Source organism: Streptomyces coeruleofuscus, from assembly GCF_039532725.1.
Taxonomy (GTDB): domain Bacteria; phylum Actinomycetota; class Actinomycetes; order Streptomycetales; family Streptomycetaceae; genus Streptomyces; species Streptomyces coeruleofuscus.
Window position 1 is genome coordinate 1 of the sequence record NZ_BAAASE010000017.1, and the last position, 20,071, is coordinate 20,071.

Consider the following 20,071-nt stretch of genomic DNA (forward strand, 5'->3'; position numbering starts at 1 on the left):
AACAGGCTCAAGCAGTCACGGGCCGTGGCTACCCGATACGACAAGCGCGGCTACGTCTTCCTCGGCACTGCCACTGCGGCGGCCCTCGTCATCTGGCTCCGTACATGATCGGCCGGACAAGTCCTAGGCGGCCCGCCGGCCGTGGGGCTGCACAGTCCTCGCCTGATCCGGCGAACGCAGTGGGGCGGAAGACAGCGAGAAACAGGACCGTCAGCCACGCGGCAGGACAGCACCGGCTGCACCCGATATAGGTGTCGAGTGCTCCCAGGCAGCAACCCTCTTGGTCATCACTTCGCTTCCTTTGATGTCCGGACCCATCAGCCCGCGGTGACTTCGACACGACATTTCCTCCCGGTCAGGCGGATCGTATGCGTGTTCGAGCACGTACAGAATGTGTTCCCGTTTCATGGCTTACTCCAGGTCCTCCCACGCCCAGGGGCTGCAGACCATTAGCACCGCCACGGAGCGCTGGACGTCGTCCTCGCCTCGCACAGCCCCGCCCTCACCTCCCGCGCGGGCTGCGGTGAGCGGCGGCTGCGCCGTTTCGGCGACGTCGTCCGCGTACATGGCGCGGGGCCGCCCGGGGCGCCGTGTCTGTCATGAGCTCATGGACACATACTTGACGGCCGGGCGAGCGAGGGCCGATCTACTGCCTATGAGCGGACGGAGGTAGTGCCATGTCCATCAACGTGTTGACGGTGCTGCTGCCGAGGACGCTGTCGTGAAGAAGAGAGGTGCGCAGCATCTCTCCGACGTGCGCAGGGCTGATCCCGAAGCGCACGCGTGCCTCCAGGCACATTTCTCCGAGGATGCCTGCGGTGCTGTCGGGACGGTGCTGGAAGAACCACACGAGCATTGTCACCGTGTCTTTGGGCAACCATGTGAGGTCTTCGGCTTCGCGCTTGCGTTCGGCATCTTCGGCGAGGTGACCGAGAACCGCGTCCATAAGGACCTCGCGCAGAGCGCTGTGAGGTATCAGGCCCTGGTCGGAGCCGTACATCAAAGTGCTCGCGGCGGTCCACGCGAGATCGTCAGCAGCCTGCCGGGCGTCGTCCCCCTTCATGTAGGGCTTACGGCGCGTAGCGCTGCGCTCTGTGAGGTCTTCCAGGAAGTTGCCGCGCAGTCTGTTGTGGCTGTCCACGAGACCGACGGGTTGAGTGGTGCCGTACGAGGTGGTCGCCGATAGCAGTTTTCTCGGGCCGTTCTTCCGGTGATAGTCCTCAGCCCAGTCACGCGCCACGGGTACTGACCAAGGCATTGATCCCCCCGCTCCCTCCTGTGGTTCGGGGAGTTCCTTGGCGCCGCCGTAGCGGAGGTTGGGCATGTCGTCGGCAGGCACTGCGGTGATTTTCGTCAGCCCTGCCATGTCAATCAGACTGTCCGCTTCCAGCTCGGGCGCGTGGAGGTCGACGACGCAGGCGTCGAGCGGCCGGGCCTTGTGGTTGGCGGCGCGAAGTTGTGCCCACAGGGCCAAGTGATCCTGCCAGTCTGTGACCGGCGCCTCAGGCGCGGTGAAGCTGGCGATGGTGGCGATGGTGGCGTTCTGAGCGTTGCAGGGGGCTCGGAGCACGTCGGCTGCGGTGATGGTGACCTGGCGTTCGACGGGCCGCACGTCGTAGCGCTCGTACGCGGCGTCCGAAACCAGTGCAGGGCGGTTCCAGCGCTCCCCGTCCCACCAATATCCGCCGTGGCGGTAGACGATGCCTTTGGGGTCGAACTTCCACGCGTGATGGAGTGTGGTCCAGTCGCGGTCGTGCATGAGCAAGACCGTCCGGCCGTGCACCGGGTGATAGTGCACCGCCCACGCGAACTCCGGGTTCTTGGGTTCGGTGGTGAACGCTACCCAGCCCCCGTCAGGAAGCGAGTCAGTCCTGCCCCACAGTCCATCACCTTGTTTGCGCCCGGTGCGCTCGATCGCGTCGGGGTTGTCCAATGGCAGACGGCCATCGTTGATGAACGGAAGCCCGGGGCTGGGGTGATCGGTGCGGGTGCCGTTGGCCACTGGACGAATCCTGAGCATGAAGTTCCCCCTCAACGCTCATTTGGCAGATCGGGGGAACGCTAGCCCGCACGCGACTTAGGTATGCGTCGAAAACCAGCCCACGTCGCACGCCTTCGGGCCGAAAGCGTGGAGATTACCCGAGCCAGACGATGTCCCAGGACGGACTGGTGTCTGAGCGCACGGTTGGCGAAGAAGATGACCGACAGCTGGCCGACAGACGCGATGCACGTCCTCGCCCTCGAGGTCGCCCGCGTCCCGCTGCGGGAAACCCCAGGGGTGGCCAGCCGCGGCGTCCAGGACGTCCAAGACCATCTGCTCCTCACGCTCCGGCAGCGCGGCGAGCACCTTCGCAGCCGGAGGCGACAACCGGACCGCGTACGGCCGCTGTCCGGTCACCGGTGCCTGCTCGGGATCTCCTCCAGGTCCACGAAGCCGGTCTCGTCACGGCCGGAGGCGAGGAACACGTCGACCGCCGGGGCGGAAGCGACGCGGGCCTGCCAGACATGACGACCTCATACAGTTCGGCGAGGGAAGACGTCTTACCGGACTCCTCCAGCGCAGCCGTCCACTCCCGCTCGAAGGCCAGCACCCACCGATCCGCACGGTCGCTGGCGCGCAGCTGCGCAAAGAGTTCGACCGGAGCTCCCGGGGCAGGGGCGTAGGGGGTGACGGGTGCCGGTGCGGGGAGCAGCGGCGAAGACGGCCGGCGGGCTCCGCAGTGGTCGGGACAGCGGACATGACGGGAGCCTTTCAAGACGATCGACACGACGGCCCGGCGCCGAGCGAGTGCGTCCGGCGCGGTGAGCCGATGGTGGCAGCGCCCGACCTGCTCCCGTAACCTTCACCGGACCGTGCCCGGACCCGACGTACCTTCCGTCTCCCACAGGCCAACTCCCAGAAGCGAGCGAGACCTGTCCTCGCTCCAGCGCTACTCCTGCGCCGCGCGCACGGTCGGCATCGCGGGACTCGGCGGCGATACTGCGGAGGTGGTCCGAGCGGTGTGGAGGAGCAGGTGGCGAGGGACGAGGTCGAGCACCCGGCGCTGACCGGCGGGCCCTGGCCGGTGATCGGTGTACGGGTGCGCCGCGAGGACGGGCGCCCGCGGGCGGCGTCCTGGCGGCCGGCCCCGCACACTGTGTTGGAGGATGTCCTGCTGCCCTGTATGTGGCCGGAGTTGGAGCGCCTGGCGCAGATCGCTACCGGCCTGACCCGGGCCCGCGTGTACGTAACCGACCTCGGCACCGTCGAGCCGGACCGGCGCCTCGTGCTGTGTCTGCGAGGAGCCCCCGGGACCGTACAGGTGGAAGGCCCCCTGACTCCCGTCGCCGAGGTACTAACCGCCCAGACCCGCGCCGCCGTACTGCGCGTCGCCGCAGCACACCGCGAGGCCGGCCGCCCGGAAGAGGCGCAGCTGTGGCGTGCCCGGGCTCGCCGGATCCTCAAGGACGGCCGGGCCGCGCGCCGCGGCCGGAGCGTGCGGGCTACCTCGGCGGGACTGCCCACCCTCGGCAGGCGTCCCTGAGTCGTGGCCCGGAGACCGGCTGCGTAGCCGATGCCTGCTGGCCCGCACGGCCGCCGGGTTATGCGTTCGGCGTCGAGCGCCGCCGGTCTCCGGGTCGTAGACGGTGCCCGGGGCCGCGGCGGCGAGCAGCTGGTCGATGCGCTCCCACTCCGCGAGCTCCGCCCGACCGCGTTCGTCGTCGGCCCGGTGCTCGTGGCGGGAGTCCTGGCGCGCGTCGAACCGGGCGTCCTCGAGGGCCGCCGCGACGGCGGCCGCGTCCATGCCCTTCGTGCAGCGGCGGACCACACGCTGGCCGATGCGGGCGTGGTCGACCGGCTCACGGGGCGCGGCCGCACGGGGAACGGGACGGCGGGCCGGCGGCCGTTGGCGTCGGGCTCGGAGGCGCGGGTCGGCGGGTGCAGCGCGGTCATCAGCTCCAGGCCAGTGACGGCGGTGGAGCCGCGCGGCGTCATCACCCGGGACGCGTACACGCCCAGGAGCCGGGTGAGCTCCGCCGACGGCAACTGCCCGGCCTCGCCCAAGTGACGGGAGTCGAGCGCGTGCCACGACGGGATGCGCAGCTGCACGCAAGCCAGCTCGGAGCCCTGCGCCGGGCGGTAGATCCGCGGCCCGAACCCGCGCTTCGTCAGCTTCCAGTCCGCACGGGCCAGTTGCTTGATGACCTTGTGGCCCTCCGGGATCCGCCCGGCGATCCGCTCCTCCTCCGTGAGTGCGACGGGCAGGCCGTAGCGCTCGAGGGCGGCCTCGGTGAGCACGAGCAGCGGGTCGGCGTCCTTGCCCGGGCCGGACAACTTCGGCTGCCCGAGCTTCGCCTCCTTGAGCGTCCAGTCCACCAGGGACGGGAGGGGCTTGGCGGGCACGTCCAGAATCAGGCCGCCGGTGCAGTACGCCAGCACCTTCTCGTCCTCGACATCGACGACCGCGAGCGGTCCGTTCTCAAAGCGCAGCTCGGTGCCGCCCGATGGAGTTCCTGCCGTAGCTGCCTTCCGCACGCCGGGACGGCGCGACGTCGACGTGGTCCGGGTGGTGCTCGCCGGGCGCCGCGACGCGGCGGGCTGTTCGGCGAACGCCCGGTCAATGGCATCGTCCGGAACCGCTGGCATATCGGTTGCCGGGGTGGGAGCGGGCGTAAGCGGCCTTCGACAACCTCGTCTATCAGAGCGTCCGGAACCGCTGGCATTTGGCCTGCCGGGTCGGCGCGGCGGTGAACGTGGCTGGCACCGCAGCGTCCTGGACGGGCGAGGCGTCGTCGGCGGGGTAGAGCTCCGCGAGCTTGTCCAGCAGCCGGGCGTAGGCGTCGCGCTCCGGCGGGCGGGGCTCGGTCTTGCCGGACTCCCAGCCGGACACGGTGGCCCGCCGCACCGGCTCTCTTCGGGATGTCGACAGTGCTGACCCGTCCCAACCTCACCTCCTGCGCTGCGCACCGTGGACGAGCACTCGCGACTCTGCGATGGTGAACCCGTGAGCGAGGGGGAGCGCGAAACGCTGGCCATCGCCTTGGACCATGCATGGCGTTGGTATGAGAACCGCCGTAGCCGCACAGTGGCCCTGCTTCAAGTTGTCACTCTGTGGCTGGCAATTCTGGGCGCAGGTTATGGTGCCGTTCTGCAGGCAAAGCTGTACACCTTGGGCGGCGCGATAGGCATCCTGGCTGCGGTCGGTCTGGTTGCAGCTGATCGTGAGGCCACTCGCGTCAGAGCGTCTGCAGCACTGGCAGCTGACGCCGTCGCCGAACTTGAGGCACGTCTAGCTGACGCCACTGGTGTCCAGGCCCTACGCCTCTACCAGCGCGAATGCGAAAGCAATCCGCCCTCTCGACGCTTCCTGGGCCTCGACCTTGGGCGCTGGGTTGTGTATGTGAGCCTCGCGACTTGCATCGCAGCGGCCACCTACACCTGGGTGGGGCTGGCCTGACAGGAGTACCCGGATGAGGACCCGGCGCCGGAGATCATCATCGACGACACCATCCCGGAGCAGGGCTGATATCTCGCGGAGCCGCCGCACCGGTCGGCGGCTCCGCGGCTCAAGACGCGCCGATGTGAAGGACCCGTCCCATGAGGCGTTCCAGCCAGATGAAGGCGAGGCCGATCGCTCCGGTGCCGAGTCCGTAGCAGGCGCCGCGCAGGATGTGGGTCAGGGCGGTGCGCGGGTGCCGGGCGGCCCATCGCAGGGCCGTGGTGTGCTGTTTCGTGCCCGCGCGGGGCGGGCGGTGGTTAGGGTGGTGCATGTAGACGTCCCTTTCTGGGGCGGCGTCGTGTGGGGAGCCCGCCCGGCCGGTGGCCTCGGAACCGGTGGCCGGGGCAGGGCTCCCCTTCGCTGTGTCTGGTGGCCGGGTCAGCGGCCTGCGGTGAACTCCTCCAGCCGGGCGACCAGCTGGCGGTCGGGCCGGGCGACGATGACGGAGCAGCCCGGGGTGCGGGCGGCGAGCCGGTCCACTTCGCTCTCCAGGCGGCCGCTGGGAGCGAGCGCGCGGGATCCGTTGTCGCGTACGTACCGGGCGAAGATCTCCAGGCCCTCGAGGAACGCGGCGTCGGGCGGGGCGGTGTCGGCCATGGAGTGGGTGAGCTGATGGAACCAGTGCCATGCCCTTTTTGACTCGCCCATGCACAGGTGGTGCAGGTGCAGGCAGTAGGCGGCGGCCCGGCTGCCGGCGCCGGCGGCGAGCTGCCACCAGAACTGGGCGGATTCCTTGTGCCCGGTCAGATACAGCAGGCAGGCGAGGACGAGCGCGCCGTCGACGTCCATCTCTGCCGTCAGCGGCCCGCGGTCCGGGCCTTCGGCGATCTTGTCGACGTGGACAGCGGCGTCCGGCTCGTTCAGCACCCACCGGCACACCACCTCCAGGCGCTGCCCGGCCTGTTGGACGCGGACGATCTCCGCAGTGGGAGTGCGGCGCGAGGCGTCGGCGGCCAGCCGCCGCAGGGCGGCGGCGACATCGAAGCTCTGGATGGTGGAGAGGGGGATCCGCGCGTCGGTCAGGAGGGTATCGAGGGTGGTGGTCACGGTCCTTCTCCCTTCTGCTTCGGCTTCTTGCGCTCCTCGGGCAGGCCGAGCTTGAGGCGCAGGCGTTCCTTGCCGCGGCGCAGGTGGTGGCCGACGGTGCGCTCGTCGATCCCCATGAACCAGGCGACCTTCGCGGTGGGGTAGCCCAGCAGGTAGCGCAGGACGATCACCTCGAACTGCCGGTTGGGCAGGTCCGCGATCGCCTCGTACAGGCCGGTCGTGGACTGCATCCTCTGCAGCCGGTCCTTGGTCGTGGCCAGCGCCTGGGCGATGGGTCCGTTGATGATGAACGCCGGCGCCCGGCCCTCCGCCTCCAGGCGGTCGTGCACGGCCCTCCGTACGATCGCCCACGCGCCCTGTTCGAGGGATCCCGCGCTCAGCAATTCCGCCCAGCCGGCGTGGATCTCCAGGAAGACCTCGTGTATGACCTCTTCGGCGGCCGCGCGGGTACCGAAGTGGACCTCGGCATACCCGTGGAAGGCCTCCTGGTGCCCGAGGTAGAACGCCTCGAAGTCGATCGGCAGGTCCAGCGGCACGTACATGGACTGGGCCAGCCCTAGGTGTGCTGACCGGACAGGTTGGTGACGCGGCTGGCTGGGGTGTGGCCGCCGATGCCGGTGTGGGGTCGGTGGTAGTTGTACCAGTCCAGCCAGTCGGGAAACACTGCCTGGCGTTCGGCGTCTGAGGTGTAGGGCCGGTGGTAGGCCCACTCGTCGAGCAGGGTGCGGTGGAAGCGTTCGACCTTCCCGTTGGTCTGCGGCCGCCAGGGTCGGGTCCAGCGGGGGCTGATGCCCAGGTCGTGGCAGGTCTGGCGCCAGGTGTTCTTGGTGTAGGCCCAGGCGTTGTCCGTTAGCACCCGTTCGACGGTGATGCCCTGTTCGGCGAACCAGGTGGTGGCGCGGGTGAGGAAGCCTGCGCAGGTCGGGGCGGTCTCATCGGGCAGGTCTTCGGTGTAGGCCAGGCGGGAGTGGTCGTCCAGGGCGGTGTGCAGGCAGGCGTATCCGGCGCCGTTGCGGCGGTCCTTGTTCGGGCTGCCGACGGCGCGGCCCAGCACCTTGTGGCCGCCGCCGTCAGGGATGCGGCCGAGTTTCTTGACGTCGATGTGGATCAGTTCGCCGGGCCGGGTGCGTTCGTAGCGGCGGACGGGTTCGCTGGTGGCCCGGTCGGTGGCTGCCAGGGCGGGCAGGTGGTGACGGCGCAGGATGCGGTGGGCGGTGGAAGGGGCGATGTCACATCGGGCGGCCAGCCGGACAGGGCCGATGCGGTGCTCGCAGCGCAGACGGACGACCTGCTGTTCGACCGTGGCCGGGGTGCGCAAGGGCTGGTGGTGCGGGCGGCTGGAGCAGTCCTGCATGCCCGCTGTGCCGTGCAGTCGGTAGCGGCCTGCCCAGCGGGCCGCGGTGGTGTGGCTGACCTGGAAGCGTTCCGCCGCTCGTCGTAGCGGCCAGCCGTCCTCGACGACACACCGGGCCAGACGCAGCCTGCCGGTCGCAGTCAGCGGAGCATTACGGTGGAACAACGAGGGCCTCCTGGGCGCCGGTTGTAGATCTCGCAATCCACACCGAAACCAGAAGGCCCTCACCCCGTTCAAGGACCACTCAAGGCGTGTCGCCTGTCACCAACGTCCCCGGACAGCACACCTAGGCGGTACTCCTGCGAGGAGCCCTCCTGGGCGTCGTTGTGGCTCACCAGAGCCTCCCGTCGACAGGGGACATGAGCGAGATCCTCTCCATTGAGGTTCATGGGACCCGGCGCCAACTGACATGCCCCGACTGCCGGTTGGGCCTGGGACCTAGCTAAGTGATTCGCGGGCCCGATCACTCATGCCGCCCCGCAGAAAATCACCGACCGCACCCACCCGACCGCGCCGTGCAATCTTCAACAAGCAGTGCTAGTCACTCTCTGTCGCCTTCTGACCAGGCATAACCCGGCCGAACGAGGCTGCGAACACCCCTCCGTATACCGAACGTGTTCTGCGACACCCCCTTGTTCCACCCGGCGCGCGCCAGCCGCACACCAGCGCGCCGCCACGTCAGGCGCCCTCCCGATCACTCACACCACGCCCCGCACGAGCGTGCCGTCCTTGCCTCGCCGGCCGGCACGGCCGTCCCGGTCTGTCCCGAAGTGGCGGGATGGCCATCTTGCGCGGGGCATCCCCGAATGCCTCACTGTCTGTCACAGGCGGTAGTTGAAGGGCGGAGTGGGGGGCTATGTCGAGCGGGACCGGTGGCAACTACTGGCAGGGCAAAGCACTGCCGAGCGTCTTCAAGCACGAGCTGCTGCGGCGCTACATCCCGCCGTTCGGCGGCATGACCAGCACGCAGTCCCAGGACCGGCGTGTGGTGTACCTCGACGGCTACGCCGGCGAGGGCCGCTACGAGAGCGGCGAGCCGGGATCCGCGGAGATCGCGCTGCGGGTCGCCTCCTACTACCGATCCCGCGGCCTGCACCTGTCCTGCTTCTTCGTCGAACAGCAGGCCAAGTCGTTCGACCGGTTACAGCAGGTCCTGCGCGGCTACACAGCCCGCGGCGTGGACGCCCGAGCGCACCGCGGGGAGGTCGACGACGTCCTCGATGACGTCGTCCGCCGCGCGGCCGGCGTGCCGCTGTTCCTGTTCCTCGACCCGTGCGGACTGTGCCTGCCCCGCGACCGGCTGGTCGACGTGCTGGCCCGGCAGCGGCCCCAGCGCCGCCCGGCGACCGAACTGCTGATGAACTTCAGCATGATGGCCGTACGCCGCCTGGGCGGCCACATGCGATCCCCGAGGGGCAACGAGAAGACCCTGGAACGGTTCGACGCCGTCTGCGGCGGCCCCTGGTGGCGGGAGTACTTCACCGACGCGAGCGGCCACGAGGACGCCGCGGAAGCCGTGGCTGCCGAGTACGCCCGGCGCCTGCAACGCGTGACCGGCATGTTCGTGCAGTCCGTACCCGTGGCCAAGGCCCCCCACTGGAAGCCGGTCTACCACCTGGTGTTCGCCACCCGCAGCCCGTACGGCCTGTGGGTGTTCGGCGACGCGGTGGCCCGGGCACGAGCCGAGTGGTGGAAGACGCTCGAACTCCAGGAAGAGCAGAACGAGCCGGGCACCCTGTTCTCCACCGCATCCGTGCTGCGGCCGGATCCGGACGTGGTGGAGAAGGAGGCGGTGCCGGTGATGGCGGCCAACCTGGAGCAGCTGCTGCGCGCCGGCCGGCCGGTGAAGCTTGTCGAGCACACCCTGGAGGTCTTCGGCTCCTACTACGGGCAGGTCACCGAGCCCGTGGCCCGCAAGGCCGTCAAGTACCTGCACGGCGAGGGCAAGACGCCCAGCACCGGCATCGGCGAGAAACGCACCCGCGAACTGGTCGTGCACCCGCCGGCCGCCAGCTGACAGCGTCAGGCGCGGCCGCCGGCACTGCCGGGCGGCCGCGCCCGCCTCGTCTCAGACCGCGGCCGGAACAGGCATCTGGTCCCACGTCCGGCCCTCCAGCTCGCGGCCGCCGGCCTTCGGGGTCCGGCCGCCCCACTGCTTGAAGAAGAAGGCCACCCCAGCCTGCTGGCAGGTGTCCCGGATCTGCGTCACCCACGCCTCGTCGAGCGGCCGGTGTCCGGGCCCCGACTCGCCGCCCGCGATGACCCAGTCGATCCGGGACAGCTCCAGACCGTCCAGCGGCCCCAGCAGCGGCTCGCACGACAGGAACCTCACCGCCGCCGGCACCTGCCGCAGGTCATCCACCCGCGGCAGTTCCTTCGCGCTCTCCACGGACACACCCATCCACAGATTGTCCGGCCACTCCAACTGGTCAGCGACCTGCCGCAGGCGCCGCGCCCGCTTGGTGAGCACCTGGTAGGTGTGCTGCGGGGTTTCGGCGATCACGTCGAAGACGCGGCGCACGTAGTCGAGCGGCACCCGCGCGTGGAACAAGTCGCTCATGGAATTCACGAACACCGTCCGCGGGCTCTTCCACCCGTACGGCACGGACAGCGCGTCTGGGTGCACGGTCAGGCCGAATCCGGGACCGGACGTGCGCGGGTCACCGTCGGCCTGGTACTTCGGCGATCCCATCGCCTTCAGCCGCTTCGCCAGTGTCAATGCGTAGCAGTTGTCGCAGCCCGGGGAGACGCGGTCGCACCCCGTGGTGGGGTTCCACGTCGCCTCGGTCCACTCGATCGCACTGCGGTCACTCACCGGCCGGCCCTCCATCCCCTCGAACCGAGCCTCATCACCGACGGCGCAGCCGTGGCCCGCTGTTTGCCCAACGACCCGTCACACCACCGGACACCGGCATCCAACCATCCGACAGCCGCACCGTACTCATTACCCCAATCATCGAACATGTGTTCCCCTGCTTGTGGTAGTACACGTGCTGAAAACCAGCCACCTCACGAGGCGTTGCTGACGCACGCACCGGTCACCCGAGCGCTCGTGCTGTGGGCCGCAGCGAACTCAACGCTGCGGCCGCGACCATCTGGGTGCGTTCGGCACGGGACCGGCGAAGGGCAGCCGCGCGAACGGCCAGCCTTCGCGGGGACGCTGGACACGGGCCGACCCGGTCGGCGCCGACCGATCGTCCGAGGACGTCTCCGACTCGGGGAACACCCGCCGACTCAGCTCGCGCATCGCCCTGGCCTGCCGCTCCACTGCTTCCGAGATGCCCGGTCCACCCCGCTCCCCGGGGCGACGGCCAAGTGCGCGGCCATCACCTGCTGATAGCCCGGCGACGCCGTGTCGCCGGTCTTCACCGGCGCCGGGCGCACAGCCGCGGCCTGCGGTGCCGGCTCCGCCTCGCGGGGCGCGCGCGTAGCGCCGACCGCAGGGACCCGGACTGAGCGAACAGCGTCGGTGCCGACCGCCTGATTCGCCGTGGCGATGATCCGGGAGCTGATCAGACCCAACTGAGTGGCGTGAGCTGGGGAAGCGCGGCCTGAGTTGATCCGCTCATCTCGCCGCTGAGAGTGCATCGCCTTGGCAGGATGCGATCACGCATAACCGATCATATCGTGGAACTTGGCATGCCAGCGACGTCTTAAAGACGGTCCATCTTTCGAAGAAAAACGGGGCGTGCAGGTCGAATGGACCAAGAATGAGGCCAGGGAGCTCGCCACTCACTTCGAGGCAGCTGTATCGGGGCCCGCGAACACTGGGCTGTTGCTTGGCCAGCATGGCGTCGAGAGGACCTCCCGCCACAGCAGGGCCGTCGAGCGAGTTGATGGTGACGTTCTATCAGACGAACATGACCTGCACTGCCAGGGGAATTGGCCAGGATGGACATTCGCTGGTCTATGCATCAGATCAGGGGAAATAAGTGGGTGAAGACTGATGACTGAAAGCTATCGGGAATACAAAGGGTATGCAATCGAGGTGCGCGATATCAAGCAGGGTCTCGAGCTCCTCGTTGATAGCGAACAGGTTCGGTACGGCCAACTTCCGGACGGGCGATATTTCCTGTACGAGTATGCGTACGACTGGACTGAAGATCTGACCGAGCTGGCCCGAAAATGGATAGATCACCGGACAAGGGCGGACGATATTCGCGCTATGGCCAACCGATCCGAAGGCGAAGTCAGCTAAGGGTGAGCACAATGGGTATCCGAAAGAACTACCGTAGCCTCACGAGTGTTGAGCGCGACCGACTCGTCCAGGCCCTCATTGACCTGAAGTCGAAGGGTATCGTTGATCAATTCGCCGCGATGCACGAAGAGCACTTCAGTCATGGAATTCACAGAGGCTCGCACTTCCTGCCGTGGCATCGTGAATTCATTCTGCGCTTCGAGGCGGAACTGCGTAAGTTTCATCCTGACATCACACTGCCCTATTGGGATTCGTCAGTTGATCAAAGTCCGAGTGATCCGCTTTGGCAGAACGCCTTCCTGGGGCAGTTCAACTTGCCCTGGGGTCTGACGCGGTCCCTCGGCTCGGACACGTTGCCCACGCCCCAACAAGTGCAAGCAAATCAGGGGCGTGGATTCTACGATGCCTTCTGGGCTGAGTTGGAAAGCGATATTCACAATCCCCCGCACCGCTGGGTTGGTGGTGTTATGGCTAGTGCGGCCTCCCCTGGTGATCCCGTATTTTATCTGCATCACTGCTGGATTGACTTGCTTTGGGTGCGATGGCAACTGGCCCACCCTGGCGCCCCATTCGTAGCCAGCCGCCCGGGTCAAGGCCTCAACGACCCTCTCATGGGATGGCCTGATCGCACGCCAGAAAAGGTGCTCGATCACCACGCACTAGGCTATAGCTACGACGTAGAGCCCACGGCAGCTGTTGGTTCCAATATTGTCTGGCACAACAGCAATACGAATGACACTCAGATCTGGCAGATGAACGGCGAACGGATAACCCGCCGGGCAACCGTGCTCGACGAAGCCGGCAACGTCATCCGCATCGGCTCCCCATGGCACATCGTCGGTACCGGCGACATGAACGGCGACGGAAAAGCGGACATCGTCTGGCACAACAGCAGCACGAATGACACTCAGATCTGGCAGATGAACGGCGAACGGATAACCCGCCGGGCAACCGTGCTCGACGAAGCCGGCAACGTCATCCGCATCGGCTCCCCATGGCACATCGTCGGTACCGGCGACATGAACGGCGACGGAAAAGCGGACATCGTCTGGCACAACAGCAGCACGAATGACACTCAGATCTGGCAGATGAACGGCGAACGGATAACCCGCCGGGCAACCGTGCTCGACGAAGCCGGCAACGTCATCCGCATCGGCTCCCCATGGCACATCGTCGGTACCGGCGACATGAACGGCGACGGAAAAGCGGACATCGTCTGGCACAACAGCAATACGAATGACACTCAGATCTGGCAGATGAACGGCGAACGGATAACCCGCCAGGCAACCGTGCTCGACGAAGCCGGCAACGTCATCCGCATCGGCTCCCCATGGCACATCGTCGGTACCGGCGACATGAACGGCGACGGAAAAGCGGACATCGTCTGGCACAACAGCAGCACGAATGACACTCAGATCTGGCAGATGAACGGCGAACGGATAACCCGCCGGGCAACCGTGCTCGACGAAGCCGGCAACGTCATCCGCATCGGCCCCCCATGGCACATCGTCGGAAACAGGAGCACCCTCTCCTTCGGCGCTATTGTCTGGCGCAACAGCGCGAGCAACGATCTGCAGTTCTGGTTCATGAACGGCTCGCAGATCAAAGGCCGCAATGGCGTGGTCGACGAAAACGGCAACGGCATCCAGGTCGGGCCCCCCTGGAACATCGCCGGAGTAGCGGGCCTTGCCGACGAGACCGCGATACTGTGGCGCAACAGCGTGAGCAAGGACCTGCAGTTCTGGTTCATGAACGGCTCGCAGATCAAAGGCCGCAATGGCGTGGTCGACGAAAACGGCAACGGCATCCAGGTCGGGCCCCCGTGGAACATCGCCGGAGTAGCGGGCCTTGCCGACGAGACCGCGATACTGTGGCGCAACAGCGCGAGCAACGATCTGCAGTTCTGGTTCATGAACGGCTCGCAGATCAAAGGCCGCAATGGCGTGGTCGACGAAAACGGCAACGGCATCCAGGTCGGGCCCCCCTGGAACATCGCCGGAGTAGCGGGCCTTGCCGACGAGACCGCGATACTGTGGCGCAACAGCGTGAGCAAGGACCTGCAGTTCTGGTTCATGAACGGCTCGCAGATCAAAGGCCGCAATGGCGTGGTCGACGAAAACGGCAACGGCATCCAGGTCGGGCCCCCGTGGAACATCGCCGGAGTAGCGGGCCTTGCCGACGCAAATGCGATCCTGTGGCGCAACAGCGTGAGCAAGGACCTGCAGTTCTGGTTCATGAACGGCTCGCAGATCAAAGGCCGCAATGGCGTGGTCGACGAAAACGGCAACGGCATCCAGGTCGGGCCCCCGTGGAACATCGCCGCAGCAGTGTCCAGTTCTGGTTCATGAACGCCGCTGTCGGCATCAGGTTCTGGGTGCCAGACGCGTACAGGGTGACGTCCAGAACGACCACCGCAGCAGTCGGTAGTGGGCGGGGGTGCTCGGGGAACGCCGGCCTTCGGGGGGGCCAGCAGGTGCGTGGCGACCGTCGGCCCGGCAGGAGGCGTCTTGCAGAGTATGGCGCGAGACCTCGGAACCACACATCAGGGGCGGTCATGTTCGACTGGCTGGACAAACTCAGTGGAATGACGAACGAGATGCCTGAGAGGGTCAAGAACCCCATCCGACTGTCCATCATCAGCGTCGTCTTCGCAATTGCTTGGCTAGGCGTCGCGAGTCAGGCAATTGAGGGGGCCGTCGTGTGGGCCGGGGCCCTCGCGTTTGTAGTTATCGCTTTCGTCGGCCTGAGTGTCGCGATCGTCGGCACCCTTTCTGCCAACCAGGAAGTACTGGTCGAGGTCGAAAGGAAGCTGAGAGTGGACGACCGCATGCCGCCCGGCCGTCACATCGGCTGCCGGGTCGGCAGGCGGCGACTGGAATGCGGTCTGCTTCATGTAGTCGAGTCGACCGCCAATCTGCCGGAGGCAGGTCAGGTCGTGGTGCATGAGTCGGATGATGTGTTCCTCAAGGAGGCGGTGCGCGGGCACTACTCTCGTGCCGAAATGTACGACGAACTCTGCGAGGTGCTGCAGAAGCAGGTCGAGCGGGCCGCACTGCACAACCTCAACGTCGAGTCGATCGGGATTGCTGTGCCCGGCGGAGTGGTACCCCATAACGGCCATTTCAACGGGGCCGTTGGGGGTGTCCCCTTCGAGGCCGGCGAGTTCGTGTCCCAGACCATCACCGACGCCCTTGTGAACAGGTGCGGTATGCCACTCCTGCAGCGGGTCTTCCCCGTCAGGGATGCAGAGTCGCTCATGCAACGCATCCACCTCGACAACGACGCGCGCTGTGCCGCCCGCTGGCTGATCACCGAGCAGGGACCCAGGTGGGCAGACTTCGTCTGCCTCTTCGCCGGAACCGGCGTGGGATCAGGACTGGTCTTCGACCGTCGAGTGTCTTACGGAGCCAAGTTCCGCGCAGGCGAGGTGGGTCACGTTGACCTCAACATGGGCGACGAACTGATGCTGGGCAAGATGGCTCTGCAACGGCGTAAGTGTTCCTGCGGGACGAAGGGCTACCACTTCGAGTCGCTGGTCGGCCTCGGTGGCCTCGGTCACCTGGCCATGGCCCTGGACCACGGAATCCAGAAGGACATCGAACGCGCATACGTATCCGACCCGCAACGCGCCGCGGACCTGCGGGCGGAGTTGGGTTCAGAGGAGGTCTCAGGGATGATCCTTCTCGAGGTACTCCGCCGGCCGGGGCTCCTCGATCTCGATGAGTTCCCCCGCTCGGAGGAGGACCTTGACGAGCACCTCCAGCGGTTGATGGAGCTGTACGGTCAGCTCTTCTGCGTAGGCATCACCGCGATCCTCGACGCCCTCGACCTGCCCTATGTCGGCCTATGCGGAACGATCCCCGAGTACCTACACGGCAACCAGCACTTCCAACGGTCCTTTCGCCAGCACCTGGCAGGCAACGTCATGGGGACGATTGTCGACCCTTTGTTCGGCAACATGCGCGAGTGGGGCTGGCGCGGAGCCGCGCTGCTGCCCCGCGATCCCGGCTACTACATCCGCCGCTTTCCCGGATCCACGCGTCAGCCCTTTACGGCTTCAGAGCGACGCTCAGCGACGCCCTCGTCAGCGCGAGAGCAAGCCGTCCATGGTGAAGAACGTCTGAACGAGCAGCACTCGGATACTTGAGCCGCGGCGACACACATCCTGCCGGTGCCACTGGTCTGAACCGACTGGTCGAGTTCGGCAGTCCAGAGCACTGATCAGGCGGTTTTTGGCATCACGTAGCCGGGGGCGACGTCACGACATTCGACTGGAGGGGTGTTATGGCCGATGTGAGCTCGGGTCATCAGCGTGATGGCGGCCTACGTGATCAGGAACTCGCTTATCTCAGGGAGGCACTCGTGGTCGTGGGTAGTGACGACGGGCCCGCATGATCCCCGACCAGGAGCGTTCTACCACCTAACGGCGGGGCAGCACGACGAAACCGGGTCAGCGCCCGGCATAATCTCGCCAACAATCACCAACCCGCTTCGGTGCCCGTCCGGCCTGCATCCGCGCCCGCTGGGCCCGCAGCAGCCCGAGTTTGCGCTCCAGCAGGTAGTGCGCAGTGCGTCGACGGGCCTCGTCCGCTGCTTCCTCCGCGGCCTGATGACCGCGGGGGCGGCGGCGCAGCACCGTGTCGTACACGGCTTCGGCCTCGGCTTCGGCTTCCTCGCTCCGCAGCAGCCGGCTGTGCGCGCTCGCTCGGCGCTCGTCACGGATCCGTTCAGCCACCTCCCGGGCGGTGAACGCCATCAGCCCCTGATCGGTCACGGCTTGGCGTCGGCACACGTCATCGAGCAGCGCACGGGTGTCGGCTTCGCAGCGCTCCGACAGCGAGGCGATCTGTGCCGGGTCATTCAGATCCGCCCGCACCGCGACGGCCAGGTCGACCGCCTCCTGCATCAGAGCGTCCGTACGCCGCCGATAGGTGCACTCCGGGCACAACCCCGCCGCACCCGGCAGACCGCACTCCACGCACGCAGCCGCCCGCCGCTCCAGCGCGGCAGCCTTCTCGGCTGCCCGGCGGCGGGCGGCCGCCGCCCGCCGCATCTCCACCTCGGCCACCGCCTGGTCGTGCCGCGCGCCTGCCTGCTCTGCCTCACGTTGGGTGTGCTCCCACAGCCGCTTCTCGAGGACCTGGCGGCGCTGGCGCCCACCGAGGCCGGGCAGTTCCCGGTCGACCTCCGCCGCGATCTTCGCCCGCTGGGCACGCCGGATGTGGACGATGTTGTTGCAGTTCTCGCACTCGCCGCCGGTGTCCAACCGAAGCCCGTCATCACACCGGCGGTCCGAGCACGCCTGACGCTGCACCAGGCCCCGCCGGATCAGCCACGGGAACGGGCGGTCGACCCGGGCCTCGCCGCCGGTCTCCTCCAGCCGGTCGGTGAGCCGGTCGGCCAGCAGCTGCGGCGCCATCTCCGGCCGCTCCAGCATGCCCGCCAGCCGCTTCACCTCCGCCTTCACGGCCGCCTCGACCTGGTCCTGCTGCCAGCCCGACAGCCGCTCCCACAGCCCCGCGACCGGCCCCAGAGCCACCCGCAGACCAAGATCAGCCGGAAGGCCCACCCTCCGCTGCTGCTGCGCCTTCTCCCAACCCACGGCCTTCGCCCGGCCACCGGCCACAGCCCCGGCAGCACGCTGCCCATCCTGCTCATCGACCGGGGACTTCTTCGGCTTTTCCCCGCGCAGCGGGCCGCGCTCAGCCACCGGCGGCGTCGACTCGGCAACGTCTGTCCCGTCGTCGGCGTCCTGGTCCTCGCGCGCGCACGCGCACTCCGGCCGACGGCCTTCCGTGCCACGGCCTTCGCCGGAACAGCCACAAGAGAGAGCAAGAGACGAGACGGGCGTAACCACAGGAGGGTGATCAGTGTGAAGGGCTGCCGTAAGCGCGGGGTCTGCCACATCCGCCTCATCGGCCACTGACGCACCGTTAACCTGCGGATCTGCCTCCGACCCGGAGACGTCACTACCCCCTGCCGCAAGCGCGGGGTCTGAGAACTCGGGCTCCGCAGCCTTCAGACGGTCCTCCCGGGCGTCGGCGATCCCGTCCCTGCCGTGCGCGGCCGCGACCGCCGGCACCACCAACCGCGTACGGTGACACAGCCCCGACGCCGTACGCACGCGGACCCGCACCACCACGCCCCGGTCCTCCAGGCGCTCCAGCACCCGCTCACCGCGCGAGACCGTGCAGCCCAGCAGCCGGGCCACCGTCGCCGCCGTGCGGCCACGCCGGGTGTCCACCGTGCCGCCGCACTGCCGCACCTGCCCGCTCTCGCGGGCCTCCAGCACCAGCAACAACAGCGCCAACCGGTCCGTCGCCGCAGCCCGACCCGTACGTGACCCCAGCAGCCCGGCCGGGGTCACCCGCCCGTCCCGGTGCGCCCAGCCCGGCGCCATCACGGCCTCCAACAGCCGCAGCAGCGTCGCGAGTTCCTTCTTCGCCAGGGCCAGCGGATGCCCGACCACGCCGCGCGCGGCCCACATCGGCAGCACCTTGCACTTCAGCCCGATGTCCTGGCCGAACTCACCCGGTGCCGTCTCGACATCGACGACGCCCGACCGGCGCAACGCCGGCACAACCTCCGAGGCAACGTACGACGCCGACAGCCCCAGCCACCGCCCCAGCTCCGGCGTGCGAATCTCCGCCACACCCGAGGACGACGGCGTACGCGATGCGATCACGATCACCGCGAGCCGCACCGCGTCCGGCGCACCCTCCAGGCCGGGAGCGTCCATCAGTGCACGCGCCGCACCACCCAGCCGGCCACGGGCGTCCCGGCCCAGGGCGAGCGGGTGCGTCGGACCGCGCTGCGGTGCCGGGCCAGCCTGCGGGGGCACCGACCGCAGCCGACGCCGCGGAACATCGCCGAACTGGGGCTCGATCAGAGCAGCGGAAGACGCCGTCACGGCGCTCACCGGCCCACACGGGCAAAGGTCGAAACGCGAACCATCCGGCGACCCTGGACCAAGTCACCTGTGGACAGAGTCCGCGCCCCGGCAGAGAACCTGTGGACGGCGCCGCCACCGGACGGAAAAAGGGAGGGGCACGCCGCGGCAACCGTCCGGGAGAGGACACCGGATCGTGTGATGTCGGCCACGCTGGGCTGACTTTGTGGCCGCTCCGGCGGGGGGAACTGCGCTACACGGGGTCGCCAAAGCTGGCGACCCCGAACGAGGTCATGCACAATGACTCCAGTCACGGGACTTCGGTCGTGTGGCATGACGAAGCCCCGACTCGGGTGCTTCTGGTTTCTCGCCGAAACCTGATTTCGAACTGTTCGGCCGGCTCCCAACCGGGCGGACAATCCCTTCGGAGGGGCCTCCCAAAGCCCTTCCGGTGGCAGATGGGCGCTGAGCCGAGGTGACTCCCAATCACCTGGCGGCTGAGCGGCCCGGGGCGGCTTGAAGACCCAGACGGGCGCCGCCCCCGAAGACCTACGTCATCCCGACCCCCTCACCAGAGGGGCGAACCGGGGTGCGCGCGGACAGCACAAACGCCCCGTCGAAGGACCAGCAACCGGAATGGCTGCTGCCCCCACGGCGGGGTGCGGTGTGTCGGGTGACGGGTACGGGTACCCTGATCACGTCGGCACCTTCCTTCTCGCGAAAAGGGTGCTCGGCAGGCTTTCGGACCCCCACTACAAGGTCCGTCGGCCACGTGGCCCCTCCCGGCTTGTCCAAGGCCGGTCGACGGGGCCACTTCTCTTTTTGATCAACGCTGAGGGTCACTGTACCGTTCCCGCCGAACTCCGGATGCCCCTGGGGTGCACGTGTCGCAAAGCCAAGAGAGTGCTGATGGCGCATCAGGATCCGTGCGTCCTTACAGAGATCGTGAATCTATTCGGGTCTACAAACGCGCTGGTGGCACGGCGCGTGCCCATGATCCGAACAGATTTCAGGGCCGAATCCAAGAGGGTTCTTACGAATGCCGCTGCGACTCCCTCCGGGGCGGGCAGATTCCTGCCCGTGCTTCCCGCCAGGCGGGAAGC

At 67.7% G+C, this 20,071-nt stretch carries 14 protein-coding genes and 1 pseudogene; 6 read left to right on the forward strand and 9 right to left on the reverse strand.

From position 1 onward, the window contains the following. Positions 1–646: 646 nt before the first annotated feature. Together ABFX81_RS40085 and ABFX81_RS40090 are read right to left on the reverse strand one after the other, a co-directional pair. A complete protein-coding gene (locus ABFX81_RS40085) occupies positions 647–2,002 on the reverse strand; it encodes a hypothetical protein (RefSeq protein WP_346139487.1) in 1,356 nt (451 codons plus the stop codon). Between the two features lie 319 nt (positions 2,003–2,321). Beyond that, complete coding sequence (locus tag ABFX81_RS40090; protein WP_346139488.1) at positions 2,322–2,768, reverse strand: DUF6247 family protein; 447 nt, start codon at positions 2,766–2,768, stop codon at positions 2,322–2,324. 234 nt (positions 2,769–3,002) lie between these two features. Here ABFX81_RS40090 and ABFX81_RS40095 point away from each other — a divergent pair, with 234 nt between their 5' ends. Further along, positions 3,003–3,524 (forward strand): hypothetical protein, encoded by a 522-nt coding sequence (locus tag ABFX81_RS40095; protein ID WP_346139489.1) that lies wholly within the window; start codon positions 3,003–3,005, stop codon positions 3,522–3,524. Positions 3,525–3,877: 353 nt separating this feature from the next. On the opposite strand, the pseudogene ABFX81_RS40100 reads toward ABFX81_RS40095, so the two are convergent. Next, a pseudogene (locus ABFX81_RS40100) lies at positions 3,878–4,886 on the reverse strand (telomere-associated protein Tap); the annotation flags it as partial. 99 nt (positions 4,887–4,985) lie between these two features. On the opposite strand from ABFX81_RS40100, the gene ABFX81_RS40105 reads away from it, so the two are divergent. After that, entirely contained in the window at positions 4,986–5,438 is a 453-nt protein-coding gene (locus tag ABFX81_RS40105; RefSeq protein WP_346139490.1) for a hypothetical protein, read from the forward strand. A 109-nt stretch (positions 5,439–5,547) separates the two neighbouring features. On the opposite strand, the gene ABFX81_RS40110 is transcribed toward ABFX81_RS40105, so the two are convergent. The 4 genes from ABFX81_RS40110 to ABFX81_RS40125 form a co-directional block, all read right to left on the reverse strand. Continuing rightward, the gene (locus tag ABFX81_RS40110) at positions 5,548–5,751 is read right to left on the reverse strand and encodes a hypothetical protein (RefSeq protein WP_086853839.1); all 204 of its coding nucleotides are present in this window, start codon (positions 5,749–5,751) and stop codon (positions 5,548–5,550) included. Positions 5,752–5,858: 107 nt separating this feature from the next. Further along, on the reverse strand, positions 5,859–6,527 hold the full coding sequence (locus ABFX81_RS40115; RefSeq protein ID WP_086853837.1) for a hypothetical protein: 669 nt from the start codon (positions 6,525–6,527) through the stop codon (positions 5,859–5,861). Continuing rightward, positions 6,524–7,069: a sigma-70 family RNA polymerase sigma factor gene (locus tag ABFX81_RS40120; protein WP_086853835.1), complete on the reverse strand. Its 546-nt coding sequence runs from the start codon at positions 7,067–7,069 to the stop codon at positions 6,524–6,526. The genes ABFX81_RS40115 and ABFX81_RS40120 overlap by 4 nt, the downstream gene beginning before the upstream one ends. 14 nt (positions 7,070–7,083) lie before the next feature. Beyond that, positions 7,084–8,046 (reverse strand): IS481 family transposase, encoded by a 963-nt coding sequence (locus ABFX81_RS40125; protein ID WP_346139491.1) that lies wholly within the window; start codon positions 8,044–8,046, stop codon positions 7,084–7,086. Positions 8,047–8,737: 691 nt separating this feature from the next. On the opposite strand from ABFX81_RS40125, the gene tcmP reads away from it, so the two are divergent. After that, positions 8,738–9,898, forward strand: a complete 1,161-nt coding sequence (tcmP, locus tag ABFX81_RS40130) for a three-Cys-motif partner protein TcmP (RefSeq protein ID WP_346139492.1) — start codon at positions 8,738–8,740, stop codon at positions 9,896–9,898. 51 nt (positions 9,899–9,949) lie between these two features. Here the strand turns inward: tcmP and ABFX81_RS40135 are convergent, their stop codons facing one another. Continuing rightward, complete coding sequence (locus ABFX81_RS40135; RefSeq protein ID WP_086850327.1) at positions 9,950–10,696, reverse strand: DUF5131 family protein; 747 nt, start codon at positions 10,694–10,696, stop codon at positions 9,950–9,952. 1,131 nt (positions 10,697–11,827) lie between these two features. On the opposite strand from ABFX81_RS40135, the gene ABFX81_RS40140 reads away from it, so the two are divergent. The 3 genes from ABFX81_RS40140 to ABFX81_RS40150 all read left to right on the forward strand — a co-directional run bounded on the left by ABFX81_RS40140 (position 11,828) and on the right by ABFX81_RS40150 (position 16,226). Then, positions 11,828–12,079, forward strand: a complete 252-nt coding sequence (locus tag ABFX81_RS40140) for a hypothetical protein (protein WP_086850326.1) — start codon at positions 11,828–11,830, stop codon at positions 12,077–12,079. Positions 12,080–12,090: 11 nt separating this feature from the next. Beyond that, complete coding sequence (locus ABFX81_RS40145; protein ID WP_346139494.1) at positions 12,091–14,427, forward strand: tyrosinase family protein; 2,337 nt, start codon at positions 12,091–12,093, stop codon at positions 14,425–14,427. 206 nt (positions 14,428–14,633) lie between these two features. Beyond that, a complete protein-coding gene (locus ABFX81_RS40150; protein ID WP_346139495.1) occupies positions 14,634–16,226 on the forward strand; it encodes an ROK family protein in 1,593 nt (530 codons plus the stop codon). Positions 16,227–16,529: 303 nt separating this feature from the next. On the opposite strand, the gene ABFX81_RS40155 is transcribed toward ABFX81_RS40150, so the two are convergent. Then, on the reverse strand, positions 16,530–18,998 hold the full coding sequence (locus ABFX81_RS40155; RefSeq protein WP_346139496.1) for a hypothetical protein: 2,469 nt from the start codon (positions 18,996–18,998) through the stop codon (positions 16,530–16,532). Positions 18,999–20,071: the final 1,073 nt, after the last annotated feature.